The organism is Flavobacteriales bacterium (genome assembly GCA_029248105.1).
Classification (GTDB): Bacteria; Bacteroidota; Bacteroidia; order Flavobacteriales; family UBA7312; genus UBA8444.
In genome coordinates, this window is sequence record JAQWJZ010000035.1 from 1 (window position 1) to 24,362 (window position 24,362).

Genomic DNA, 24,362 nt, shown 5'->3' on the forward strand with positions numbered 1-24,362 from the left:
ATACTAATCAGTTTTGGCCTTCAGGCACAGGAAATAAATTGGATATCATTTCCAGAAGCTTTAGAGGCACAAAAAAAAGAACCTAAAAAAATCTTTATGGATGTTTATGCTAATTGGTGTGGTCCATGTAAGCTGCTAGATAAACATACTTTTTCTAACAAAGACTTGATAGAATATGTAAATGAAAATTTCTATGCTGTTAAATTTAATGGAGAAGGAATTGAAGAGATTTATTTTTATGATCGTGTTTTTAATAATCCAAAGTATGATCCTAAGAGAAAAGGAAAGAATAGTTCTCATGAGTTTACACAATTTTTAGGAATATCAGCATACCCTACAATGGTATTTTTTGATGATAATGGGGGGCCAATTATGCCTGTAGTTGGTTATTACAAGCCCCAAGAATTAGAGCCATACTTAAAAATGATTGTTAAAGAAGACTATAATTATTTCTCTAGTCCTCAAGATATGAGAAAGTATATTAGCGAATTTATTTCTAATTTTTCAGACTTATGAAAAAAGTAAGGTTTTATTTAGTCAAACTTCCCATTATATCAATTATAATATTCTTTTTTTGCTCTATAATTGCTGCATTAATTTACCCAGGATCTCACAAAGAAATTATTGGCTATCAATCAGATTATTACTCCTTTACCCATAATTTTCTGAGTGAATTAGGAAGTTTAAAAACAAATACAGACGAAACAAATTTAGCTATTATTCAAAAAGATAACACCCCGTCCATGCTATTATTTAATGGAAGTTTAATTTTGATTGGGGCTACGTTAATGCTCTTTTACTTTAATTTTAAAAAAGTCTTTGGTCTTATCGGGGACTCTAGCAAGTCAATTTTTTATTCCAAAATCACCATGCCTGTTGGATTATTAGCAGGATTCTTTTATGCTGGAGTTGGATTTGTGCCTCACGATCTTAATTATGGGGCGCATGTGTTTTTTGCAAATTATGCCTTTCTAACTCTCTTCTTCCTATGTATTCTTCATAGCCTTACGATTTACCATTCTAATTTCCTTAGCAACACCTATGTTCTTGGGTATATAGCTTTTTGTATAGTGCTATTTGTTTATTTGAGAATTATATTTTTTGGTCCTCAGATTGGCCCAGGAAAAATATTTAGTGAAGCAGACCTTATGCTGCAAGTGATTGCTCAAAAATCAATTGTATTAACATTTATGGCAGCCATCCTACATCAAGTTTATGGATTTAACATACTGTTGAATAAAAAAAGATAAAACAAAAAAGCCTCACTAATTGTGAAGCCTTATAATTGTTTGGTAGACACTAGTTGAACTTTGCTCCCCCTCTTGGACTCGAACCAAGGACCCTCTGATTAACAGTCAGATGCTCTAACCAACTGAGCTAAGGAGGAAAAAATCAGTTTGCAATATTAGCACAATGCTAATAATTATGCAATATATTTGCCAAAATAAAATTTTAGACAAATTATGAGCTTATTAGTTGTAGGGACAGTGGCCTTCGATGCCATCGAGACTCCATTTGGTAAAACAGACAAAATAGTTGGTGGTGCAGCTACCTATATTGGTTTATCAGCATCCAAATTTCACAATAAAATAAATTTAGTATCTGTTGTTGGTGAGGATTTTCCTCAAGACGCTATTGAAATGATGCAAAACCACCATGTTGACACTGAAGGCCTTCAAGTTAAAGAAAACGAAAAGACCTTCTTTTGGTCTGGCCGTTATCATAACGACATGAACTCTAGAGACACCCTAGATACTCAACTCAATGTTTTAGAGACCTTTAACCCAATAGTCCCCGACTCTTACCAAAACTGTGAATGTCTAATGTTAGGCAATCTAATGCCTAGCATACAACAAAAGGTTTTGGACCAGCTCAAAGAACGCCCTAAACTAATAGTCCTTGACACCATGAACTTTTGGATGGATAACTTCATGGACGACCTAATGGTAGCCCTTAAAAATGTGGATGTGTTAACTATTAATGATGAAGAAGCGCGTCAACTTTCAGATGAATATTCATTGGTAAAAGCAGCTAAAAAAATATTGTCTTTCGGGCCTAAATACCTGATTATTAAAAAAGGAGAGCATGGTGCTTTACTCTTCAATGATAAAGAAGTCTTTTTTGCCCCTGCACTTCCACTAGAAGAGGTCTTTGATCCGACGGGTGCTGGTGATACTTTTGCAGGAGGTTTTGTAGGTCATCTTTGCGCTACCAAAGATTATTCTTTTGAAAACATGAAAAGAGCCGTTATTATTGGTTCAGCTATGGCATCTTTTTGTGTTGAGAAATTTGGTACAGAGCGTATGAACGGACTTGAGATGAAAGAGGTTAATGACCGTATCAGTCAGTTTGTGGATTTAGTTCAGTTTGATATTGAACTTGTATAGTCTATTCGTAAGACAATAGAATGGCATTTTTCTCAACGCTATCACCTTCATTAGCTTGAATATGTTTTAAGACACCTTCTCTTGTAGACTTGATGATGTTTTCCATTTTCATCGCTTCCAACACAAGTAATCCGTCTCCTTCAGAAACAGAATCACCTTCTTTGACGAGTATTTCAAGAACTCTGCCTGGCATTGGAGCTTTAACTTCATTATCTTTAATGGCATTACTAACGTCCATTCCTAAGTCATGAAGCAGCTCATCAAAACGATCTTTTAGACTTACGGTATAGGTGTTGCTATTGATTTGTATTTCAAAGGTTTTAGCTTTTTTATCGTGGCTTAAAACATCTGCTACAAAAGATTTTTCATTGTAAACAATATGAAATTGTCTTTCTTTTATTTCGACAATATCCCAGTTGACATCCTTATTTAAGTCAAATTCAAAGCGTGTATTTACATTCCCTTTCATATCACAAATTTAGCAAAGAATTCTTCTTATTTTTACGACCTCTCAAAAATATACATATATGGAAGCTCTCATTGCAATAGCACTTGGCATTTTATTAAGCACAGGCTCGATTAAACACAAAGCCGAAACCAATAAAACAACTTTTGATAATAAAGTGTACAACGCTTCTGCAAAACGCACTAGCGATGTGATTCATACCGATTTATCAGTAAGTTTTGACTGGCAAAAGCAATACGTTTTGGGTCAGGCAGAATTGACCATAAGACCTTATTTTTATGCTAGCGATAAACTCGTTTTAGACGCTAAAGGATTTGACATTCACTCTATTAGCATAAACGGTAAAGAGCTTAAATACCATTATGACAGTCTAAAGATAGATATTCAGCTAGATAGAATATACGACAGAAACGAAGAGTATACTATAAATATCGATTATACAGCAAAACCTAACGACCTTAATATTGAAGGAAGCGACGCTATTACCGATGCAAAAGGCTTGTATTTTATTAACCCTCTAGGTGAAGAGGATAAGCCACAACAAATTTGGACTCAAGGGGAAACAGAAGCAAGTTCGTGTTGGTTTCCTACTATCGATAAGCCCAATGAGCGTATGACTCAAAATATCGCTATTACTGTGAAAGATGAATTTGTGACTCTTTCCAATGGTCTGTTAGTAAAATCAGAAAAGAATGACGACGGCACTCGTACCGATTACTGGGAGCAAAAGTTAGCACACACTCCTTACCTTGCTATGATAGCAGTTGGTGACTTTAACATTACTACTGACAAATGGAAAGATATTGATGTAGATTATTACCTAGAAGATGATTATCATCCTTTTGCTAGAGCAATATTTGGCAGAACACCACAAATGATAGCTCACTTTTCTGAAATTCTTGGAGTTGAATATCCATGGGAAAAATATGCTCAAATTGTTGTGCGAGATTTTGTTTCTGGAGCTATGGAAAATACTACGGCTGTTATTCACGGTGAATTCGTTCAGATGACAGATAGAGAACTGCTTGACGATCATGAAGATGACATCATAGCTCATGAACTATTTCACCATTGGTTTGGCGACTTAGTTACTTGTGAGTCTTGGGCCAACCTTCCCCTGAATGAATCTTTTGCTACATACGGAGAGTATATATGGAGAGAAAAAGGTTTTGGACGAATGGAAGCAGATATGCATTTAGATGCTGACCTTAACAGTTACTTAAGAGAATCTCAACGCAAGCAAGTCGATATGATTCGTTTTGACTATCTGGACAAAGAGGATATGTTCGATAACCATTCTTATGCCAAAGGCGGGAGAGTGTTGCATATGTTACGTTATTATTTAGGCGAAGACGCCTTTTACAACGGCTTAAAAAAATACCTTAACGATAACGCTTTTAGTACAGTTGAAATACACCAACTACGTATCGCAATGGAAGAGGTGTGTGGAGAAGATTTAAATTGGTTTTTTAATCAATGGTTTCTAGCTTCAGGACATCCGCTTTTAGTTATTGACTATGAATTCGATGCGGACAATAAACAGCAAATCGTTAAATTAGAACAAATACAAGACCAATCTACAACACCGATTCACAGATTATCATTCTATATAGATGTATATGAAAACGGTGAACCAAAACGCCATCTAGTGGAGATGAATAAACCTCAACAAGACTATTACTTTGATGTTGAAGAAGAACCATCTAATGTAATTGTAGATGCTGAGCACGTTTTACTAGCTGAAATCTTTGACGAAAAGCCTGACGAATGGTGGTTGCAGCAAATGCACGCACCTCTTTATATGGATAGTAAAATAGCTTTAGAGAATATTAGTGAAAAAAGTAATGTTCAAGCTGTTCAACACGCTTTAAACCATAATTTTTGGGGAATAAGGTTGTTGGGGATTGAAAAAGCAAGCGCTGTAGAAGACATTAATGAAGTCTTAGGTTTAATTGAGCAACAAGCCAAAGATCCATCTTCAACTAAAGTTCAGTCAGCAGCTCTTGAACTATTAGCAGATCAAGAAAACAAATCAGAATACACCCCACTTTTTAAGTCAGCAGTACAGGAAAGATCACTATTAATGGCCGGAGCGGGTCTATATGGTTTATCTAAAGTTGATAGTCAAAGAGCTCTTGATATTGCTCCTGCCCTTGAAAAAGAACTAACATACAATGTCGCTGGCTTATATTCCGAACATGGAGGGGCAGATAAAAATATCTTTTTTGAAGAAATGTTAAACACAACAAGTAATTACGATTTGTTTTATGCTTCAGCCTATTACGTTACATTCTTAAAAAATCAGGATTTAAGCTTGCTTTTAGATGGTGTTTCTTCTCTTGAAAAAGCCCTTGAAAACCCAACATCTTGGATGGTAAGAGTAAGCAAGTATCGTTTTAGTGAATTAAAAGATGATATTCAAAGTAGGCTTAAAACCGAAAAAAATGAGGAGTTAAAATTAAGAGCTGAGGAAACCTTATCACGAATCGAGCCTTTGCTATAGTAGGGTAGGGTTTTGAGATTGACTTTCATATCCTCTATCAATATCATGGTGTTGTTTAGCTTCTGCCGCTGCTACCGCTAGCTTGTCGCATCGCTCGTTTTCAACATTATTAGCATGTCCTTTAACCCAAATAAATTTGACATTGTGTTGTCGATAAACCACTAGAAAGCGTTTCCACAAGTCGACGTTTTTCTTTTTGTCAAAATACTTCTTTTCCCAATTGAACACCCACTTTTTTTCGACAGCATCAACCACGTATTTGGAGTCAGAAAAAACAACAACATCCATGGGTCTAGCCTTAAGCATCTCTAAAGCTACAATTACACTTAACAACTCCATTCTGTTATTTGTGGTTTTGCGATAACCTTTGGCGACTTCTTTGCGATGCCCTTCGTCCGAAAGTAAAACAATCCCATATCCACCAGGACCGGGATTTCCTTTAGCTGAACCATCAGTATATACTTTTATTCTCACTTTAAAACGTTTTGTTAATGACCTTCTTTATCACTTCAGGATAATGACGATGCTCTAATTGTTGCACTTTCTTAGCGAGATCTTCAGCAGTATCAGACCCAACAACACTAACCTTAGACTGAAAAAGAATAGTTCCTTCATCATATTCATCACTAACATAGTGAATACTTATCCCGCTTTCTGTTTCTTTAGCCTCAATCACAGCCTCATGAACAAACCCACCATACATTCCTTTGCCGCCAAACTTAGGCAAAAGAGAAGGGTGTATATTTACTATCTTTTTTGGATAAGCGCGTATTATTTCCTTAGGCACTTTCATTAAAAAACCTGCTAAAACAATAAAATCAATGGATTGGGAATGTAAATACGTTAAAATTTTACCTTTCTTTTTAAACGATTCATTGTTAAAAACAACAGCTTTAACCCCTTTTTTTTGTGCTTTTTCAAGCGCTAAAGCGGTCTTTTTATTGCTTATTACAAGTGTAACGTGGGCAGCCTCTTTTTGTTCAAAATACTCGATAATATTCATCGCATTTGTGCCCGTGCCAGAAACTAATATTGCAATTTTATGTCTAACCATTCTTACCACCCAAAAATAGAACAACTATTTTAAAGACAAGAAACAATTATTTAATAATACTAACACAGATGACTTGTTTTATATTTAAAAAGTGTATTTATTTGCATCTTAATTAAATAAAAACAACAATTCATGTCTGATACTGCAACAAAAGTAAAAGCAATCATAGTAGATAAATTAGGTGTTGACGAAGCTGAAGTTACTTCAGAAGCAAGCTTCACTAACGATTTAGGTGCTGATTCATTAGATACTGTTGAACTTATTATGGAGTTTGAAAAGGAATTCGATATTCAAATTCCAGACGATCAAGCAGAAGCAATTGCTACTGTTGGCGATGCCATATCGTTTATAGAAAAAGCTTAATAAATCACAATATATGTCCAGGCGAGTCGTAGTTACCGGTTTAGGCGCGCTCACACCTATAGGCAATAATGTTTCCGATTTTTGGAAAAACTTGTTAGATGGTGTCAGTGGTGCAGGACCTATTACTCGTTTTGATCCTACTCATTTTAAAACACAGTTTGCTTGTGAAGTCAAAGACTTTACACCAACTGATTTTCTAGATAGGAAAGAAGCGCGTAAGTTAGATATGTATGCCATTTACGCTATGGTAGCCGTATCTGAGGCTATGTCGGACTCTAAGTTAGATTTAGAGAAAATCAATCCAGATAGAGCGGGTGTAATTTGGGGTTCTGGTATTGGCGGATTAGACACATTTCTAAAAGAATGTGGAGACTTTGCTACCGGTTCAGGAGTTCCTAGATTCAATCCATTCTTTATACCTAAAATGATTGCTGATATTGCGGCTGGTCATATTTCTATCAAATACGGATTCAGAGGACCTAATTTTGCTACAGTTTCAGCATGCGCCTCTTCTACTCACGCTTTAATAGATGCCTTCAATTATATCAAGTGGGGCAAAGCTGACATCTTTATTTCTGGAGGCTCAGAAGCTTCTATTAATGAAGCGGGTGTTGGCGGATTTAATGCTATGCACGCTTTATCTACAAGAAATGATTCTCCACAAACAGCATCTCGCCCATTTGATAAAGATAGGGAGGGATTTGTTCTGGGAGAAGGTGCTGGAGCTCTAATCCTAGAAGAATATGAACACGCTGTGGCTCGTGGAGCTAATATCTATGCTGAAATTGTTGGTGGCGCCATGACTGCTGATGCTCATCATATTACAGCACCTCACCCCGAAGGTGTTGGAGCAACCAATGTTATGCGCCTTGCTATTCGGGCTTAAAACCCGATGATGTTGATTATGTTAATGTTCATGGAACATCAACACCTTTAGGAGATATAGCTGAGGTTAAAGCCATTCAAAGTGTCTTTGGCGAACACGCCAAGAACTTAAACATTAGTTCAACAAAATCCATGACAGGACACCTATTGGGTGCTGCAGGAGCTATTGAAACAATAGCCGCCATACTATCTGTCAAAAATGATATCGTTCCTCCAACCATAAATCATTTTACGGATGACCCAGAAATAGACCCTACATTGAATTATACATTCAATAAGGCTCAAAAAAGAGAAGTAAAAACAGCCATTTCTAATACCTTTGGGTTTGGTGGGCATAACGCTTGCGTTATGGTCAAAAAAGCGTGATGACTTTGTTTCGCTTCATTAAAAAAACCCTCTCTTCCAAAACACCACAAGAAAAACAATTATTTAATATTTTAGGTTTTTATCCTAATGATATTAAACTTTATCAAGAAGCCCTTACCCATAAATCTCTTAGAGGCAGAGTGGTTCATAACGAAAGACTGGAATTTTTAGGAGACGCTATTTTTGGATCGGTTGTTGCTGATTTAGTTTTTAGAGAATTTCCTCATGAAAATGAAGGGTTTTTAACACAAACTCGCTCTAAAATAGTCAGTCGTAAAACACTGAATGCATTAGCCTTAAAAATCAACTTAAACACCGCATTAAAACATCAGGTAAGCCCCAAGTTCGTCATAAAACATCAGGTAAGCTCTAATCGCTCTATTTTTGGTAATGCTTTGGAAGCTCTTATAGGCGCTATATATCTAGATAAAGGATATCAATTTACAGCAGAATTTATCGAACAAAAATTAATACGACCACATCTTGACATTCATCAACTAGTAAAAGTTGTTTCTAGTCATAAAAGCAAGTTGTTAGAGTGGGGGCAAGCTCATAAAAAACAAGTCGTATTTAGGCTAGTTTCGTCCTATGGAAAAGATCATGAAAAATCATACGAAGTTATGGTTTTGATTGGACAAAAAAAGTATGCTGAAGCTATAGGAACATCCATTAAAAGAGCTGAAGAATTAGCCGCAGAAAAGGCTTACAAAGAATTAATACATTCTTAAATTTATATCAAAGAGAAAGACTATTTTAGCAGATGTAAATGGCAAAACAGTTATTGCGAATAGATTTGGACACTAGCTTTTTCCTTTTTGGAATAAGCTGTCATTTAAAAGATTACCGATTTGCTTGGACTATCAACAAATCATTACGTGTTGATTTTAAAAAATCTAAACCTTATATTAAAGGGGAAGACCTAGAGTTTTCACAATTCGAATATCAGTTAGATTTAGATACAATTTATCTCTTTGCAAACAAAAGCCATGACGGTTTTCTAATTACAAAGAAGAAGCAGGTCGATTATTGGCTTATGTTTCACAATACTGTTGATGAAAATGTCATTAGCCATTTTATAAATTCAATCCGCAACACACAATCTGTTCTTGCTGTATTTGAGGAAGAAAATAAAAATATTAAGGAACAATTTGTATTTTAATTATGAATAAAAATAACACCAAAATTGTGGCCACAATGGGTCCTGCTTGTACAAACAAGGAAGTGTTAACTCGTATGATTAAATCAGGAGTTAATGTTTGTCGTTTAAACTTTTCGCATGCAGATCACAAAACACATCTTGAAACAATAAAATTAATTAAAGAAATAAACCAAGAGCTTTATGTACACACTGCTATTTTAGCAGACTTACAAGGTCCTAAAATTAGAATTGGTGAAATTGAAGAAGGTTCAGTTTTAGAAAATGGTTCAGAGTTTACCATCACATCAAATAAATGTGTAGGTAACTCCAATATAGCCTATATCAACTACGAACGTTTTCCACAAGACGTTAAAGAGGGTGAAATGGTTTTGATTAACGATGGAAAACTTCACATTCAAGTTGTTAAAACGAATAAAAAAGATACGGTAATCACTAAGGTAATACATGGTGGACCATTAAGCTCAAACAAGGGCGTTAACTTGCCGAATACAGCCATTTCACAACCTTGTCTCACAGAAAAAGATTTAAAAGACCTAGAGTTTATTCTCACTCAACCTATTGAGTGGATAGGTCTGTCTTTTGTACGTTCAGCTCAAGATATTTTAGAGCTTAAAAACCATATTTCTAAAGCCAATCACGACTCTAGAGTTGTAGCTAAAATTGAAAAACCTCAAGCCATAGATAACCTGGAAAGCATTATTGATGTAACCGATGCCGTTATGATTGCAAGAGGAGATTTAGGGGTTGAAATACCCATGCAAAAAGTGCCTGTAGTTCAGAAAAGAATTGCTAAATCCTGTCTTGAAAAAGCAAAACCAGTTATTGTAGCAACTCAAATGCTTGAAAGTATGACCGACAACGTTACCCCTACACGTGCAGAGGTTAACGATGTTGCCAACTCTGTAATGGATGGTGCTGACGCAGTGATGCTTAGCGGTGAAACTTCAGTCGGCTCTTTTCCTGTTGAAGCGGTTGAAACCATGAGTAAGATTATCTCTAACGTAGAGCAAGAGTTTTCCTCAACACGATCTTACGAACTAAAAGAAAAGCATGGCCAACGATTTATTTCTGATGCCATTTGCTATCATTCATGTACCTTAGCTGAGCAGGTAGGAGCTAGAGCTATCATAACGATGACGCACTCGGGCTATAACGCTATAGAAATTTCTAGTCACCGACCACCATGTAAAATCTATGCTTTTACTAATAACCATGCCATATTGAACACATTGAGTTTGGTTTGGGGTGTAACGGGCTTTTATTATGATAACGAAACAGGTACAGATGAAACGGTTGCTGATACCAAACGAATTTTAAAAGAAGAAGGCTATTTAAAATCTAAAGATTTAGTTCTTAACGTTGCGAGTATGCCTATTAAAGAAAAAGGAATGACTAACATGATGAGGTTAAGCTACCTCAAATAAACAAATATAAAATGTCGATAAATGTAAAATTGCTTGCTGAGATATGCGAGGCTGCTGGTGCACCAGGGCACGAGCAAAGAATTAGAGAAATTGTACTCAGAGAGGTTAGCCCTTTAGTAGATGAGGTGCGTACCGACAATATGGGTAATGTAACCGCTATCAAAAAGGGTAAAGAAGACAAAAAGGTAATGATTGGCGCTCATATGGATGAGATAGGCTTTATCGTCACTCATATTGATGACAACGGCTTTTTGCGTTTTCACACCTTAGGAGGTTTTGACCCAAAAACATTAACAGCACAACGTGTTATTGTTCACGGTAAAAAAGATTTGGTAGGAGTAATGGGAAGTAAACCTATTCATGTTATGACTCCTGAAGAGCGCAATAAATCACCCAAAACAACGGATTATTTTATTGATATGGGGATGCCAAAATCTGAGGTAGAAAAATATATTGAAGTGGGCAACCCTATCACGAGAGAAAGAAAGCTTATTGAGATGGGCAACTGTGTTAACTGTAAGTCTATTGACAATCGAGTATCTGTTTTTATTTTGATAGAAATGTTGAGGGAATTAAAAGATGCGCCTTATGACGTTTATGGTGTGTTTACCGTTCAAGAAGAAGTGGGTATTCGAGGTGCTAATGTAGCCACTCAAGAGGTCCAGCCCGATTTCGGATTTGGTTTAGATACCACAATAGCATACGATGTGCCTGGTGCTGCACCACACGAAAAAATTACCGAATTAGGCAAAGGAGCAGCTATTAAGGTAATGGATTCCTCAACTATTTGCGACTATCGTATGGTTAGCTATATGAAAGAGGTAGCCCAAAGACATAAGATTACTCATCAATTAGAAATTTTAACTGGAGGAGGAACTGATACAGCGGGTATTCAGCGCTTTACGCCTGGTGGGTCTATCGCAGGAGCAGTATCTATTCCCACTAGACACATTCATCAAGTGATAGAGATGGCTGACAAGACAGATATTCAAAACGCCATAGATCTATTACTCCATTCAGTAAAAGACTTAGATAAGTACGATTGGAGTTTTAAATAAAAAAAAGCCCTCAATTGAGGGCTTTTTTATTGTACATAACTAGAGTTGTAAGGCATGTATTACGTTATGTAAAGTTCAACCCTTCTGTTTTTAGCTTTTCCTTGTTCAGTGTTATTGTCAGCAATTGGTTTTTGTTCACCGAAACCAGAAGTAACCAACCTATCTTTAGAAATTCCGTTTTTGACTAGATAGTCTTTGACAATACTTGCTCGTTTTTTAGAAAGCACATTATTTAATTTATCATCACCTTCAGAATCTGTATAGCCCTCAATGTTCAGTCGGTATTTACTTTCTTTTTTGAACATTTTGACAATTGTATTTAAGACCTTTTTAGAGGCAGATGTTATATCAGCGTCAGCGCTTTCAAAGTAAACAGTATACAGAGAAACTTTTGGTGTTTTATCGGTTTTAACTACCTCTTTCTTTTCTTCAGGACAACCCTTATTTTTCTTTGTTCCTTTAACCTTAGGACATAAGTCTAATTTGTCGATTATCCCATCCTTATCAGTATCTGGACAACCCTTAAGAGCCTTGCTTCCTTTTTCATTAGGGCAATCGTCGTTTTTATCAGCCACACCATCAAAATCACTATCAGGACAACCGCCTAAAGACTTAGAGCCTTTTATATTAGGACATTGATCGTTTTTGTTTGGAATACCATCACCATCAGCGTCTGGACAACCGCCTAATGCAACTGGTCCGCTTTCTTGTGGACAGGAATCATCAGAGTCTTTTAGGCCATCATCATCAGAGTCAGGACAGCCTTCAAAGGCTTCTATTCCAAACGTACTCGGACATTCATCGTATTTGTCACTTATTCCATCATTATCACTATCTTTCATTTTTCCTAGATTGAAAGATAAGCCTATAGCATGTTGAAGATACATTTCGTTTTCTGCATTGCTTGTTTTTGCTTTGTCGTAGTCAATAAACAAAAATGTTTCATCTAAAGTAAGACTGACTATTGGTCCTAGCTTAATGGATAGTCCAAAACCGAGGTCTGGATATTGTACCTGATCAGATAGTTTATCAGCATTGTTTTGGTCATAAGCCAAAAATCCAAATCCTGCAAATACAAAAGGCCTCCAAACAGACTCGTCGTAATCGAAGAAATGGTATTTGGCATTGAGGTTTAATAAGCTTAGTTTTTTGAGTAAAAACTTATCGCTTTTTTCATATTCATCAAAGGTATAACCCTCGCCTCTCACAGCACTAAATGTTAGGTCAACCCGATCGCTTACTTTTCTAGAAAGAGTAAGGCCGTTTAAAAAATATTTGTCTTGAGAAAAAGGCTCAAACCCATTCCCTAGTTCACCAGCGTACTGTTCAGCTCCTAATTTGAACCCGATAGCCCATTTTTTATCCAAAGATTGAGCTATAATATCTAGCGAAAGAAAGATAGCAATAGCAATTAGTAATTGTTTTTTCATGTATTTCATTTTTAAGTTAATAAACAGCCGACTAGCCTAAATGTTTAGAGCTAGCACTAAATACATAAATAAAAATGGAAAGCTTTAAGTGGAAATGGAGACCGCTAAGATATGAAAAAGGCTGCTTGCTTAAGCATGTTTAAATCGCAAAAAGCAATATTAGCACTTAAAACTTTAAATTGATTGTCATTTCGAACCCATCATAAATAGCTTTATCCGCTAGTTCTTCGAAAAAGTTACCGGATTTATAAATAATGCCAAACTCGGTTCTATCAATGATAAGTGTTGCTTTAGCCTCATCATCTTTAACTGTAGTTTTAAAAGTTATAGCTTGAGTGATATCTTTAATGGTAATGTTTGCGGTTACAAGGTAGTCGTCCAGACCATATTTTTTAACATCTAAAATCTTTAGACTAGCAGAAGGGAAAGCATCTACACTAAAGAAATCATCGGACATAAGATGTTTTTCAATACTTGCTTTGCCTTTACCGCTTAAATCTGTACAAGCAATACTTGTCATGTCAATAACAAACTCTCCGCCTACTAAATCATTATTTTCAAACTTCAAAAAGCCAGACTGTAAATTTACAGTTCCTTCATGCGACCCCGTAACCTTGGTTCCTAACCAATTGATAACACTACTTTTAATTTTAACATCTTCAGTAACCATTGAAAAACTTTGAAGAAGGACGAAAGACCCGATAGTTATAAGTGCAAAAATTGATCTTTTAAATAATTGAATAGAGGTTGGTTTTGAGAGCTTCATATCTAGTATTGTTTGTTGTTAAAGTATATATTAATTCAGGGTACAAAGTTAGTACTTAAAATAAATACGTACAAATAGGACAAATATTGCACCAACTTATTATCAATTGAGGGGTTATTTTGTGGAGAAGATGGGATTCGAACCCACGAGCTCTTGACTGCCAGTCAAGCGCTCTAGCCAACTGAGCTACATCCCCATATTTGGAATACAAATATATTTATTTTCAAGCGTTTTTTGTCTAATTTTATTAGATTGCTATTCTGCTTAGCAATGAGTATTTTCGCACAATTAATTTTAGGCATATGAGTAGTAAGAAAATAGAATCAACTAAAGCGCCAGAGCCAGTAGGGTTGTACCCACACGCTCGACAACATGGCAACCTTTTGTTTTTATCGGGCGTCGGCCCTAGAGAAAGAGGCACAAAAAAAATACCTGGGGTAGAACTCGACCAAGCGGGTAATATAGTGTCTTATGATATAGAAGCCCAATGCCGTTCGGTTTTTAATAATGTTCGTACTATCGTTGAAGATTCTGGCTCTTCTTGGGATAAGGTCATTGATGTAACCGTCTTTCTGACCAACATGAAAGACGATTTTAAGATCTACAATAAGGTTTATGCTGAATTTTTTGCGGACAATCAACCCTGTAGAACCACAGTAGAAATCAACTGTTTGCCTACGCCTATTGCCATCGAACTCAAAGTAATTGCTACCATTGACTAATGAAAAAATATCCAGAATATAAGCAGCTCGATTTATCGGCAATTAACAAAGAAGTCCTCCAAAAGTGGAAAGCTAATTCTATTTTCGAAAAGAGCCTTTCTACTAGAGATGGAGATAAATCTTACACCTTTTATGAAGGTCCACCTTCAGCCAACGGTATGCCTGGTATTCACCACGTTATGGGGCGAGCGATTAAAGATATATTTTGTCGATTCAAAACCCTACAAGGCTATAAGGTTAATCGTAAAGCAGGTTGGGATACTCATGGCTTGCCGGTAGAGCTTGGCGTCGAAAAAGAGTTAGGCATTACCAAAGAAGACATTGGAACTACAATTTCTATTGAGGACTACAACAAAAAGTGTCGTGAAAATGTCATGAAGTTCAAAAATGTATGGGAAGACTTGACCGACAAAATGGGCTATTGGGTAGATATGAATGACCCCTACGTAACCTACGACAATAAATATATTGAAAGTGTTTGGTGGCTATTGAGTCAAATGGATAAAAAAGAGATGCTTTACAAAGGGCATACCATACAGCCATTCTCTCCAAAAGCAGGAACAGGCTTAAGCTCTCACGAACTGAATCAACCAGGCTGTTACAAAGACGTAAAAGACCTATCAGCTATTGCTCAATTTAAAGCAGTTAGAAATTCTGAATCGGAATTTTTATTTCAAAACAGCAATGAAGAAGTATTCTTTTTAGCATGGACTACAACACCATGGACCTTGCCATCTAATACAGCTTTGGCGGTAGGAAAAAAAATAGATTATGTGGTGGTCAACACCTTTAACCCCTATACTTTCAAAGCGATAACAGTAGTGCTTGCTAAAGCGCTGTTTAGCAAATATTTTCCAGAGAAAAACAGCCAACTTAAACTTTCAGAATATTCTGAAGGCGATAAAGCTATTCCATTCGAAATCATTAAAGAAGTCAAAGGCGTTGAATTAGAGGGCTTACAGTATGAGCAGTTATTAGCCTATGCTCAGCCTGAAGACGGAGATGCTTTTAGAGTCTTAATTGGGGATTTTGTTACAACAGAAGATGGAACAGGAATTGTTCATTTAGCTCCTAGCTTTGGTGCGGATGATAATTTGGTAGCCAAGCAAAATGGAATTGGCTCACTAACTTTAGTCGATACTCAAGGTAGATTTGTAGATGCAGTAACGGACTTTGCAGGCATGTATGTCAAAAATGAATTTTACAACGATGGTGAAGCCCCAGAAAAGTCCGCCGACATTCAAATCGTTATCAAGTTAAAAGAAGACAACAGGTGTTTTAAAGCTGAAAAATACGAGCACTCCTATCCTCACTGTTGGAGAACGGACAAACCGATCTTATACTACCCTTTAGAAAGTTGGTTTGTTAAAACGACAGCTGCCAAAGCTCGTATGGTAGAGCTTAACAAAAGCATCAACTGGAAGCCAAAATCAACGGGCGAAGGGCGCTTTGGTAATTGGCTAGAAAACTTAGTCGATTGGAATTTGTCACGTTCACGGTTTTGGGGAATTCCATTACCCATTTGGAAAACAGAGGACGGAGAAGAACAAATTTGTATCGGCTCTATGGAGCAGTTAAAGTCTGAAATAGAAAAATCTATAGAAGCAGGCCTTATGTCGGAAAACCCACTAGCCAATTTTGTGGTGGGCGATATGTCGGCAGAAAATTATGCCACCTTTGATTTGCACCGGCCTTTTGTGGACGATATAGTGTTGGTATCGGCTAATGGAAAAGTGATGCGCAGAGAAACAGACCTTATTGATGTTTGGTTTGATTCGGGCTCTATGCCTTATGCTCAATTGCATTATCCTTTTGAGAATAAAGAAATTTTTGAGCAATCGTACCCAGCTGATTTTATAGCAGAAGGGGTAGACCAAACCAGAGGTTGGTTTTTTACTTTACATGCTATTGCTAGTATTTTGTTCGATAGCGTGGCCTTTAAAAATGTAGTATCTAACGGATTAGTGCTCGATAAAAACGGCAATAAAATGTCCAAGCGTTTGGGCAATGCAGCAGACCCATTTGAGACCTTAGAAGAATACGGTGCAGACGCTACTCGATGGTATATGATTAGTAACGCCCAACCTTGGGACAACCTCAAATTCGATTTGGATGGATTGGCTGAGGTCAAGCGTAAGTTTTTCGGAACGCTTTACAACACCTATGCCTTTTTTGCTCTTTATGCTAACATTGATGGTTTTAGCTACAAAGAAGATGAAATACCTTTGGAAGAAAGACCAGAAATTGATAGATGGATATTATCAGAATTAAACACCCTTATTAAAGAAGTGGGCGAATCATTAGATGATTTTGAACCAACCAAAGCGGCACGTGCCATTCAGTTGTTTGTTAATGATAACCTCAGCAACTGGTATGTTAGACTGTGTAGAAGACGTTTTTGGAAAGGTGACTATGGCAAGGATAAAATTTCAGCTTACCAAACCCTTTATACCTGCTTAGAAAGCATTTCAATATTATCCTCACCTATAGCTCCTTTTTTTATGGACAAGCTCTTTGCCGATCTCAACAGTGTGTCTCAAAAATCAGATATAGAATCTGTTCACCTGGCTCAATGGCCAAGCGTAAATTCCGATGGTATTGATACTGACCTAGAAGAGCAAATGCGACTAGCGCAAGACCTTACATCTATGGTATTCTCTTTACGAAAGAAAGAAAACCTAAGAGTAAGACAGCCACTTCAAAAAATGATGGTGCCTGTGCTAAACGATAAGGTTAAGAAGCAAGTGCAAGACGTTAAGGATTTGGTATTATCTGAAGTGAATGTCAAAGAGTTGGAGTTTATGACTTCTGATTCAAATATCTTGGTCAAAAAGATAAAGCCTAACTTCAAAACACTAGGGCCTAAGTTTGGGCAACAAATGAAAGCCATTTCTCAAGCGATTGCCCAATTCAGTTCTGACGATATAAATACCATAGAACAACAAGGGAATTATTCTTTAAATTTGGGAGATACTGAAATTCAAATAGACCTCAGCGATGTATTAATCACTACAGAGGACATTCCAGGTTGGGTGGTCACCTCTATGAATGGTAATACGGTTGCTTTGGATATAAACCTTAGCGAAAACTTGATTAGCGAAGGCTTAGCAAGAGAAGTGGTAAACCGTATTCAGAACATTAGAAAAGATCAAGGTTTTGAGGTTACAGACCGTATAGAAATCACACTAAGTGCTGAAGAAAAATTAGCAACAGCGATTAATAATAATTTAAATTATATTTGCTCTGAAACTTTAGCTGATGAGATACGTATTACCCCTTATGATTCCTTACAAAACAAACCAGAAATAGAACTTACACAGGGAGTATACACCAGAATAGAATTATTAAAAATATAAAGATATGTCAAGCGAGAAAACAAGATATAGCGATACAGAATTAGAAGAATTTCGTCAAATCATTCAAGACAAAATTGATAAAGCGGAAAAAGATTTAGAGCTAATCAAAAGTGCTTATACCAACGATTCCAATAACGGAACAGACGATACTTCGCCTACTTTCAAAGGGTTTGAAGAAGGCTCGGAAACGCTATCAAAAGAAGAAAATGCACAGCTAGCTTTGCGACAAGAAAAGTTTATTCATAACCTATACAATGCCCTAAAAAGAATAGATAATAAAACCTATGGCATTTGTAGAGTAACAGGAAAACTAATTCAGAAAGAACGTCTTAAATTAGTCCCACACGCAACACTAAGTATTGAAGCCAAGCGTGCACAATAAAGCTCAATGTTAAAAAAATCAGCATTACTTATTGCATTCGTTTTAATCCTAGATCAAATACTAAAGATTTGGATTAAGACCAATATGATGATTGGTCAAGAAATCCAATTTTTTGATTGGTTTATCATTCATTTCACTGAAAATAAAGGCATGGCTTTCGGCATGGAGTTCGGTGGGAATTTAGGCAAATACATTCTTAGTATTTTCAGGCTAATTGCCATTGTAGCTATTGGTATATATTGGTATAAATTAGCTAATACTCCAATAAAGAAAGGAATCGTTTATAGTATCTCACTCATACTAGCAGGGGCTATTGGCAACATGATAGATAGCGCTTTCTATGGTATGATTTTTTCGGAAAGTTACGGTCAGTTAGCTACGGTTTTTGAAGGAGGATATTCCAGTTTCTTACAAGGGAAAGTAGTAGACATGTTTTATTTCCCATTAATTAATGGTCACTTTCCCAGTTGGCTACCTTTAGTTGGAGGCAATCACTTTATTTTCTTCAGACCAGTTTTTAATATAGCAGATGCCGCTATCAGTACGGGAGTAATCAATATTTTGATTTTTCACCGTTCATTTTTCAAATAATTACGGGTGCTTTTCTATTAATTCTTTGTAGACCTTCTGGGGCTTGGTATTTCTGTAACTTTTGTTTTTCCAATAAAAGGCTCTGGCGTATCCTGCCACATGAAATAAAAATTGACTGTACCAACTGATTTTTAACCCCCGCCAAGTTTTAGGAAAATCCATCTTGTGTTTGAGCATATAAGGACCAAAAATAGAAAGGCTTAAAGTCCTATTTTCTTTATTATAAAAATCTTCAAATGATTTCTTTTTAGCTGTTTTATTAACACTAGGTAAGGGGCGTTTTGGGCTAATCCCACAATGTTTAAGAGCCTTTTCAAAATCGGCTTGAAGATGTTCAAAACGTATAATGAAATCGCAATGTGGCGCAGTGATAGACAGCCAATTATCAAAAGGAATCTGATAGTAACGCTCTAAAAAATCGGTGTAGCTACTATTATTTTCTATCAAATATTTAGACAGTTTATAATCCCTCATTTTCAGATGTCCACCATTTTTTCTCAATAGCTTTTCATTACTAAAATTACCATTGGTATCGTTAATCATCTTAGTGTAGTAGCTAACCGAGATATCCATAGGGTTGCGACTACAAGCGATAACTTTATAGTTCTTCTCTTGTTCTGTCGCTATCTTCAAAAAGTCTTGATATATGGAATGTTTAGCAAGAATAGGTTTACCCTCGTACTGTTCGCACAGCTCTTTCGATATAGCTGTGGACGCCGCCAAAGGCAGTCCTACAAAAACATATTGGTGTTTATGGCTGATAATCATAGGAGCTTATTTTTGTAAAGGTATTCTGCAATTTGAACGGCATTGGTGGCCGCCCCTTTTCTCAAGTTATCAGAAACTACCCACATATTCAGCGTATTTTCCCTAGAGAAATCCCGACGTATTCGACCCACAAATACATCATCTTTACCTTCAGCAAAAATCGGCATAGGGTAGGTATTTACATCCGTATTATCTTGTAAGCTAACACCGGGGAATTCATGTAAAAGTTGGCGCACTTTGGATAATTCAAAATCGCTATTAAACTCTACATTGACGCTCTCAGAATGTCCGCCCTTGACAGGAACTCTAACGGCTGTTGCGCTAAGCGCAATACTATCATCATCCATAATCTTTTTGGTTTCTCGAACCAACTTCATCTCTTCTTTGGTATAACCATTATCTTCGAAGATATCGCAATGGGGAAGTGCATTTTCGTGAATCGGATAAGGATACGCCATTTCTCCTTTAATGCCCTTTGTTTCGTTTTCTAATTGCTTGACCGCCTTAACACCTGTACCCGTAATAGACTGATACGTTGAAAGTATTACACGTTTTATTTTATAAGTATCGTGCAAGGGTTTTAATGCCATTAAAAGCTGTATGGTCGAGCAGTTAGGGTTAGCAATAATTTCATCCTCTTGTGTTAAAGTATCGCCATTGATTTCTGGTATAATAAGAGCATGAGTAAGTCGCCAAGTAGAAGAATTATCAATCACCTTTGTGCCTATCTCTGAAAAGCGAGGAGCCCACTCTAAGGAAACACTACCGCCTGCCGAAAACAAAGCCAAATCGGGTTTTTGGGATAGGGCATCTTCAAGAGATATTATGGTCAACTCTCTACTATTAAAACTTAGAGTTTGACCAACGGACCTGGAAGAAGCAACCACTATTAATTCATCTAAAGGAAAAGACCGTTCCTCTAAAACCTTGAGCATAACCTGCCCAACCATACCTGTTGCACCTATAACTGCGACTTTCATTCGATGAATATTTTCAACCAAAAATAAGGACTATATTTGAAAAGCCTAGAACTAAAGCCTCTAATTTCGACAAATGAAAAAATTACTACTTCTCACACTATGCCCTTTTTATTTATTAGCTCAATTTACCGATGATTTTCAGTCTTTAGAAAATTGGATTGCAGATACCGCTCATTTTGAAATAGATAGCCTTAATCAATTGCATCTTTTAGCACCAGCCATTTCGGATAAAGCCACTATTTGGCACACTTCCTCAGCATTAATAAACGGATATTGGCAAATTGATATTGCTATGGACTTCAACCCTTCCTCTAGCAATTATACTCAGATTCATTTTTCTTCGGATTCTTTGGGCAATGGCTATTTTGTCAAATTAGGAGGGACTACAGATGAAGTCAGTTTGTTTAAAACCCAAAATGAAACAACCACCAAACTGATAGATGGAGCAGATGATTTTTTGGATTTGGATAGCGTAGCGCTTAGGCTTTTAGTGAAAAGGGACAGTATTGGCAATTGGCAATTAAGTGCACATCGAGTTTCAGATAATAGTTTTATCGTTCAAGGGCAGTGTTTCGATGATAGCCATTTGACGAGCCAACATTTTGGTATAGAATGTGTTTATACTCAAACACGTTCCGAGAAATTTTACTTTGATAATTTATGGGTTGAAGGCTTTTCATTTCTCGACACCTTTCTACGCCCCCAAGTTCTTGATATTGTTATTAATGAGGTATTATTTAACCCTATAGATGGCGATAACGATTTTGTAGAAATCATCAATAGAAGTCAAAAAGATCTGTGTATTAAAGACCTACAAATTGCTAATTATTATGCCCTTAAACCAAGCAATTTTAAAAGTATTACGGACTCATACATTTTTATGAAACCTCAAGAAATACGTGTACTATGCACGTCCAAAGAAAGCTTATTGCATTATCACCCATTTGCTTTAGAACACCGAATAACTGAGTTAGAAAGTATGCCTAGCTATAATAACGATGAGGGAAGTGTAGTTTTAGTCCTAGATTCAAATATTATTGATGAGTTTCATTACAACGAAAAAATGCATTTCGACTTGTTACAAGATGTTGAGGGGGTTTCTTTGGAACGAATTAGTACTGAAATCAACGCTGTCAAAAATTGGCATTCTGCTGCCGAGCAAGTTGGATTTTCAACCCCTACTTTGCCTAACTCTCAAGCCCATTTGCTGATTGAGCCCCTACACACTATGACTCTAAGTCCATAAATTATTAGCCCTAACAACGATGGTTTGGACGATGTGCTTAGCCTTCAACTTTGCTTTTCTGAAAGTGGCTATCGAGGTCGAATACTCATTTTTAATACCCAGGGTTTCCAATCAAAACAGTAGTAAATAATCAACTTTTTGGAACAAAAAGCACCTATTTTTGGGACGGAACCACCGACAGAGCAGAGAGAGCAAGGGCAGGGCGCTATATAATTTGGCTTGAGGCTACACATAACACACAAACACCTATTGTAGAAAAGCAAACTATAGTGGTTGGTCGATAAATTATATTTAAATTTGAAATCAAACTTAAAATCCTAAACCATGAAAAACAGTTTCAGACTTATCAAAATTTTCTTTTACCTCTTTGCTGTTATCTTTTTAGCCTATTGGTGCGGTACTCACCAATGGATAAAATTTAACACTCTTCACGAACAAACGCTATTTTCTTGGCTTTCTTTATTCTTTTTCAGTTACTTGTTTTTAAACCACGTATTCCGATTGTATCAAGTATTGAAGCCCTTAGAAACAAAAAATAATACTGTAGACAAGGACTTCCAAGAGCATACTTCAGAGCAAGACCTATAAATCCGTATTTTTGGGACTTAATGAAAGTTTCAGAAGAAATACAATCCGTTTTGCTTAACCTTTCAAAAGAGCCGGGCGTTTATCGCTATTACGATAAGGACGATAAATTGCTGTATGTAGGTAAGGCTAAGAACCTCAAAAGAAGAGTGTCTTCCTATTTTCATCGAGAGTCAGAGAATGGCAAAACACGGGTGCTAGTAAAAAAAATAGCACGTATAGAAACGCTTGTTGTAGAGTCCGAAATGGACGCTTTGCTTTTGGAAAACAACCTCATAAAAAAGTATCAGCCACGCTATAACATCTTATTAAAAGATGACAAAACTTACCCTTGGATATGTATTAAAAAAGAGCCTTTTCCTCGTATTTTTTCTACTCGTAAATTGATAAAAGATGGATCTGAATATTTTGGGCCCTACACCAATACTCGACTGGTCAGTACCTTATTAAGTTTTGTTCGTCAGCTTTACCCTTTACGCACCTGCAAATACAACCTCTCAGAAGAGAATATTCAAAACAACAAATTCAAAGTGTGTTTGGAATACCATATTGGAAACTGCTTAGCTCCCTGTGTGGGCAAACAACACAATGAGCATTATGATTTAGGGATACAACATATTCGGCAAATCCTTAAAGGTAATATCCGTTCTGTAGTACAACACCTCAAGCAAGAGATGCTGACCTATTCCGAAAAAATGGAATACGAAAAAGCTCAAACGATTAAGGAAAAGATAGTAATGTTAGAAAACTATCAATCTAAATCTGCTATCGTTAGCCCAACGATCAACGATGTGGACGTTTTCAGTATAGCTTCGGATAGCGACTATGCCTATGTCAATTTTTTCAAGGTTTCTAATGGCGCTATCATACAGTCTCATGCTATGGAAATTAAAAAGAAACTGGACGAAAGCGATGAAGACCTGTTAACTATGGCAATTACAGAAATTCGTCAACGCTTCAATAGCACCTCCAAAGAGGCTTTTGTAAACATACCCATCGATTCTAAATGGCAAGACTTAAAAATAAGCCTACCTAAAATTGGGGACAAACAAAAGCTAGTTGCTTTGTGTTACAGAAATGCTATGCACCTGCAAAAAGACCGCATTCGTAAAAATGAAGAAGTTCGCCATCGTTTGGACAATAGACGAGTGTTAGAACAAATGCAAAAAGACTTACACCTTAAAGAAAAACCTCGACACATTGAATGCTTTGATAATTCCAACATACAAGGAACTAACCCTGTGGCGGCCTGTGTTGTTTTCAAAAACGCCAAACCAAGCAAAAAAGACTATCGTTTGTTTAACATCAAAACAGTAGAAGGTCCAGACGATTTCGCTTCTATGGAAGAGGCGGTTTACAGAAGGTACAAACGACTATTAGATGAAGGTCAAGACCTGCCACAGCTTATTGTTATTGATGGGGGTAAAGGACAGCTCAGTTCAGCAAGAAAAAGCCTAGAAAAACTAAAGCTAGAAAAAACAATTGCTATCATCGGCATTGCCAAAAGATTGGAAGAGATCTATTTTCCTCACGATAGCATTCCTTTGTATTTGGACAAACGTTCCGAGAGTTTGAAAATCATTCAACAACTAAGAAATGAGGCTCACCGTTTTAGCATTAACCACCACCGTAACAGAAGAAGTAAAGATAGTTTAGGCACTTCTTTAGATACTATTTCAGGTATAGGACCAAAAACAATAGATGTCTTAATCAGTCATTTTGGTTCTGTAAAACGAGTTATGGAAGCTAAGCAAACCGAATTGGAGAAGCTAATTGGCAAGAGTAAAACACAGTTGATACTGCAACAAAAAATAAATTAAATCAATACAATTTTAACCCTCTTCTTTCGTTAGCTTTGTGAATATAAACCA

The 24,362-nt window shown here is 36.5% G+C and carries 23 protein-coding genes, 2 tRNA genes and 1 pseudogene; 17 read left to right on the top strand and 9 right to left on the bottom strand.

The window, feature by feature from the left end:
- Together P8I29_06460 and P8I29_06465 are read left to right on the top strand one after the other, a co-directional pair.
- Positions 1 to 516 (top strand): thioredoxin fold domain-containing protein, encoded by a 516-nt coding sequence (locus tag P8I29_06460; protein MDG1917437.1) that lies wholly within the window; start codon positions 1 to 3, stop codon positions 514 to 516.
- Positions 513 to 1,250: a hypothetical protein gene (locus tag P8I29_06465; GenBank protein ID MDG1917438.1), complete on the top strand. Its 738-nt coding sequence runs from the start codon at positions 513 to 515 to the stop codon at positions 1,248 to 1,250. Before P8I29_06460 ends, P8I29_06465 begins: the two co-directional genes overlap by 4 nt.
- Before the next feature lie 63 nt (positions 1,251 to 1,313).
- Here P8I29_06465 and P8I29_06470 read toward each other — a convergent pair.
- Positions 1,314 to 1,387, bottom strand: a tRNA-Asn gene (locus P8I29_06470).
- A gap of 73 nt (positions 1,388 to 1,460) precedes the next feature.
- Between P8I29_06470 and P8I29_06475 the strand changes: the two genes are divergently transcribed.
- Positions 1,461 to 2,387: a PfkB family carbohydrate kinase gene (locus tag P8I29_06475; protein ID MDG1917439.1), complete on the top strand. Its 927-nt coding sequence runs from the start codon at positions 1,461 to 1,463 to the stop codon at positions 2,385 to 2,387.
- A 1-nt stretch (position 2,388) separates the two neighbouring features.
- Here P8I29_06475 and P8I29_06480 read toward each other — a convergent pair whose 3' ends face one another.
- A complete protein-coding gene (locus P8I29_06480) occupies positions 2,389 to 2,856 on the bottom strand; it encodes an acetyl-CoA carboxylase biotin carboxyl carrier protein subunit (GenBank protein ID MDG1917440.1) in 468 nt (155 codons plus the stop codon).
- 58 nt (positions 2,857 to 2,914) lie between these two features.
- Between P8I29_06480 and P8I29_06485 the strand changes: the two genes are divergently transcribed.
- Positions 2,915 to 5,356 carry a M1 family metallopeptidase gene (locus P8I29_06485; GenBank protein ID MDG1917441.1) on the top strand — a complete coding sequence of 814 codons (2,442 nt, stop codon included), beginning with the start codon at positions 2,915 to 2,917 and terminating at the stop codon, positions 5,354 to 5,356.
- Here P8I29_06485 and rnhA read toward each other — a convergent pair.
- Both rnhA and purN read right to left on the bottom strand, forming a co-directional pair.
- Positions 5,351 to 5,830: a ribonuclease HI gene (gene rnhA, locus P8I29_06490; GenBank protein MDG1917442.1), complete on the bottom strand. Its 480-nt coding sequence runs from the start codon at positions 5,828 to 5,830 to the stop codon at positions 5,351 to 5,353. The genes P8I29_06485 and rnhA overlap by 6 nt on opposite strands.
- Position 5,831: 1 nt before the next feature.
- Positions 5,832 to 6,410, bottom strand: coding sequence for a phosphoribosylglycinamide formyltransferase (gene purN, locus P8I29_06495; GenBank protein ID MDG1917443.1), 579 nt, complete (start codon positions 6,408 to 6,410; stop codon positions 5,832 to 5,834).
- A gap of 132 nt (positions 6,411 to 6,542) precedes the next feature.
- Between purN and P8I29_06500 the strand changes: the two genes are divergently transcribed.
- From P8I29_06500 to P8I29_06525, 6 genes and pseudogenes are all read left to right on the top strand, one after another.
- The gene (locus tag P8I29_06500) at positions 6,543 to 6,773 is read left to right on the top strand and encodes an acyl carrier protein (GenBank protein ID MDG1917444.1); all 231 of its coding nucleotides are present in this window, start codon (positions 6,543 to 6,545) and stop codon (positions 6,771 to 6,773) included.
- 13 nt (positions 6,774 to 6,786) lie between these two features.
- A pseudogene (gene fabF, locus P8I29_06505) lies at positions 6,787 to 8,024 on the top strand (beta-ketoacyl-ACP synthase II).
- Complete coding sequence (gene rnc / locus P8I29_06510) at positions 8,024 to 8,752, top strand: ribonuclease III (GenBank protein ID MDG1917445.1); 729 nt, start codon at positions 8,024 to 8,026, stop codon at positions 8,750 to 8,752. The pseudogene fabF and the gene rnc overlap by 1 nt, the downstream one beginning before the upstream one ends.
- A gap of 38 nt (positions 8,753 to 8,790) precedes the next feature.
- On the top strand, positions 8,791 to 9,183 hold the full coding sequence (locus tag P8I29_06515; GenBank protein MDG1917446.1) for an IPExxxVDY family protein: 393 nt from the start codon (positions 8,791 to 8,793) through the stop codon (positions 9,181 to 9,183).
- Between the two features lie 2 nt (positions 9,184 to 9,185).
- A complete protein-coding gene (gene pyk / locus P8I29_06520; GenBank protein MDG1917447.1) occupies positions 9,186 to 10,607 on the top strand; it encodes a pyruvate kinase in 1,422 nt (473 codons plus the stop codon).
- 11 nt (positions 10,608 to 10,618) lie between these two features.
- Complete coding sequence (locus P8I29_06525; protein ID MDG1917448.1) at positions 10,619 to 11,665, top strand: M42 family metallopeptidase; 1,047 nt, start codon at positions 10,619 to 10,621, stop codon at positions 11,663 to 11,665.
- A 59-nt stretch (positions 11,666 to 11,724) separates the two neighbouring features.
- On the opposite strand, the gene P8I29_06530 is transcribed toward P8I29_06525, so the two are convergent.
- The 3 genes from P8I29_06530 to P8I29_06540 form a co-directional block, all read right to left on the bottom strand.
- Positions 11,725 to 13,095, bottom strand: a complete 1,371-nt coding sequence (locus P8I29_06530; protein ID MDG1917449.1) for an OmpA family protein — start codon at positions 13,093 to 13,095, stop codon at positions 11,725 to 11,727.
- Between the two features lie 166 nt (positions 13,096 to 13,261).
- Complete coding sequence (locus P8I29_06535) at positions 13,262 to 13,765, bottom strand: YceI family protein (protein ID MDG1917450.1); 504 nt, start codon at positions 13,763 to 13,765, stop codon at positions 13,262 to 13,264.
- A gap of 218 nt (positions 13,766 to 13,983) precedes the next feature.
- Positions 13,984 to 14,057: transfer RNA gene (locus tag P8I29_06540), tRNA-Ala, on the bottom strand.
- Between the two features lie 106 nt (positions 14,058 to 14,163).
- On the opposite strand from P8I29_06540, the gene P8I29_06545 reads away from it, so the two are divergent.
- From P8I29_06545 to P8I29_06560, 4 genes are read left to right on the top strand one after another with little or no spacing between them, the layout of a single operon-like run.
- On the top strand, positions 14,164 to 14,583 hold the full coding sequence (locus tag P8I29_06545) for a RidA family protein (GenBank protein ID MDG1917451.1): 420 nt from the start codon (positions 14,164 to 14,166) through the stop codon (positions 14,581 to 14,583).
- Complete coding sequence (ileS, locus tag P8I29_06550) at positions 14,583 to 17,939, top strand: isoleucine--tRNA ligase (GenBank protein ID MDG1917452.1); 3,357 nt, start codon at positions 14,583 to 14,585, stop codon at positions 17,937 to 17,939. Before P8I29_06545 ends, ileS begins: the two co-directional genes overlap by 1 nt.
- A 4-nt stretch (positions 17,940 to 17,943) precedes the next feature.
- On the top strand, positions 17,944 to 18,321 hold the full coding sequence (locus P8I29_06555) for a TraR/DksA C4-type zinc finger protein (protein MDG1917453.1): 378 nt from the start codon (positions 17,944 to 17,946) through the stop codon (positions 18,319 to 18,321).
- Between the two features lie 6 nt (positions 18,322 to 18,327).
- Positions 18,328 to 18,912: a lipoprotein signal peptidase gene (locus P8I29_06560; GenBank protein ID MDG1917454.1), complete on the top strand. Its 585-nt coding sequence runs from the start codon at positions 18,328 to 18,330 to the stop codon at positions 18,910 to 18,912.
- Here the strand turns inward: P8I29_06560 and P8I29_06565 are convergent, their stop codons facing one another.
- Positions 18,913 to 19,680, bottom strand: coding sequence for a sulfotransferase domain-containing protein (locus P8I29_06565; GenBank protein ID MDG1917455.1), 768 nt, complete (start codon positions 19,678 to 19,680; stop codon positions 18,913 to 18,915). It lies immediately after the preceding gene.
- The gene (locus tag P8I29_06570) at positions 19,677 to 20,660 is read right to left on the bottom strand and encodes an aspartate-semialdehyde dehydrogenase (protein ID MDG1917456.1); all 984 of its coding nucleotides are present in this window, start codon (positions 20,658 to 20,660) and stop codon (positions 19,677 to 19,679) included. Before P8I29_06570 ends, P8I29_06565 begins: the two co-directional genes overlap by 4 nt.
- 73 nt (positions 20,661 to 20,733) lie before the next feature.
- On the opposite strand from P8I29_06570, the gene P8I29_06575 reads away from it, so the two are divergent.
- The 3 genes from P8I29_06575 to uvrC all read left to right on the top strand — a co-directional run bounded on the left by P8I29_06575 (position 20,734) and on the right by uvrC (position 24,311).
- Entirely contained in the window at positions 20,734 to 21,906 is a 1,173-nt protein-coding gene (locus P8I29_06575) for a lamin tail domain-containing protein (protein MDG1917457.1), read from the top strand.
- A gap of 324 nt (positions 21,907 to 22,230) precedes the next feature.
- Complete coding sequence (locus tag P8I29_06580; protein MDG1917458.1) at positions 22,231 to 22,494, top strand: hypothetical protein; 264 nt, start codon at positions 22,231 to 22,233, stop codon at positions 22,492 to 22,494.
- Between the two features lie 20 nt (positions 22,495 to 22,514).
- Positions 22,515 to 24,311 (top strand): excinuclease ABC subunit UvrC, encoded by a 1,797-nt coding sequence (gene uvrC, locus P8I29_06585; GenBank protein ID MDG1917459.1) that lies wholly within the window; start codon positions 22,515 to 22,517, stop codon positions 24,309 to 24,311.
- Positions 24,312 to 24,362: the final 51 nt, after the last annotated feature.

Excerpts from the sequence above, each read along its gene's own strand:
- P8I29_06575 (MDG1917457.1), top strand. The coding sequence starts at position 20,734 with ATGAAAAAATTACTACTTCTCACACTATGCCCTTTTTATTTATTAGCT.
- ileS (MDG1917452.1), top strand. The coding sequence starts at position 14,583 with ATGAAAAAATATCCAGAATATAAGCAGCTCGATTTATCGGCAATTAAC.
- P8I29_06485 (MDG1917441.1), top strand. The coding sequence starts at position 2,915 with ATGGAAGCTCTCATTGCAATAGCACTTGGCATTTTATTAAGCACAGGC.
- P8I29_06545 (MDG1917451.1), top strand. The coding sequence starts at position 14,164 with ATGAGTAGTAAGAAAATAGAATCAACTAAAGCGCCAGAGCCAGTAGGG.
- P8I29_06500 (MDG1917444.1), top strand. The coding sequence starts at position 6,543 with ATGTCTGATACTGCAACAAAAGTAAAAGCAATCATAGTAGATAAATTA.
- P8I29_06570 (MDG1917456.1), bottom strand. The coding sequence starts at position 20,660 with ATGAAAGTCGCAGTTATAGGTGCAACAGGTATGGTTGGGCAGGTTATG.
- purN (MDG1917443.1), bottom strand. The coding sequence starts at position 6,410 with ATGGTTAGACATAAAATTGCAATATTAGTTTCTGGCACGGGCACAAAT.
- P8I29_06465 (MDG1917438.1), top strand. The coding sequence starts at position 513 with ATGAAAAAAGTAAGGTTTTATTTAGTCAAACTTCCCATTATATCAATT.
- P8I29_06580 (MDG1917458.1), top strand. The coding sequence starts at position 22,231 with ATGAAAAACAGTTTCAGACTTATCAAAATTTTCTTTTACCTCTTTGCT.
- P8I29_06480 (MDG1917440.1), bottom strand. The coding sequence starts at position 2,856 with ATGAAAGGGAATGTAAATACACGCTTTGAATTTGACTTAAATAAGGAT.
- P8I29_06515 (MDG1917446.1), top strand. The coding sequence starts at position 8,791 with ATGGCAAAACAGTTATTGCGAATAGATTTGGACACTAGCTTTTTCCTT.
- P8I29_06555 (MDG1917453.1), top strand. The coding sequence starts at position 17,944 with ATGTCAAGCGAGAAAACAAGATATAGCGATACAGAATTAGAAGAATTT.
- uvrC (MDG1917459.1), top strand. The coding sequence starts at position 22,515 with ATGAAAGTTTCAGAAGAAATACAATCCGTTTTGCTTAACCTTTCAAAA.
- P8I29_06525 (MDG1917448.1), top strand. The coding sequence starts at position 10,619 with ATGTCGATAAATGTAAAATTGCTTGCTGAGATATGCGAGGCTGCTGGT.
- P8I29_06565 (MDG1917455.1), bottom strand. The coding sequence starts at position 19,680 with ATGATTATCAGCCATAAACACCAATATGTTTTTGTAGGACTGCCTTTG.
- P8I29_06530 (MDG1917449.1), bottom strand. The coding sequence starts at position 13,095 with ATGAAAAAACAATTACTAATTGCTATTGCTATCTTTCTTTCGCTAGAT.
- P8I29_06560 (MDG1917454.1), top strand. The coding sequence starts at position 18,328 with ATGTTAAAAAAATCAGCATTACTTATTGCATTCGTTTTAATCCTAGAT.
- pyk (MDG1917447.1), top strand. The coding sequence starts at position 9,186 with ATGAATAAAAATAACACCAAAATTGTGGCCACAATGGGTCCTGCTTGT.
- P8I29_06535 (MDG1917450.1), bottom strand. The coding sequence starts at position 13,765 with ATGGTTACTGAAGATGTTAAAATTAAAAGTAGTGTTATCAATTGGTTA.
- rnc (MDG1917445.1), top strand. The coding sequence starts at position 8,024 with ATGACTTTGTTTCGCTTCATTAAAAAAACCCTCTCTTCCAAAACACCA.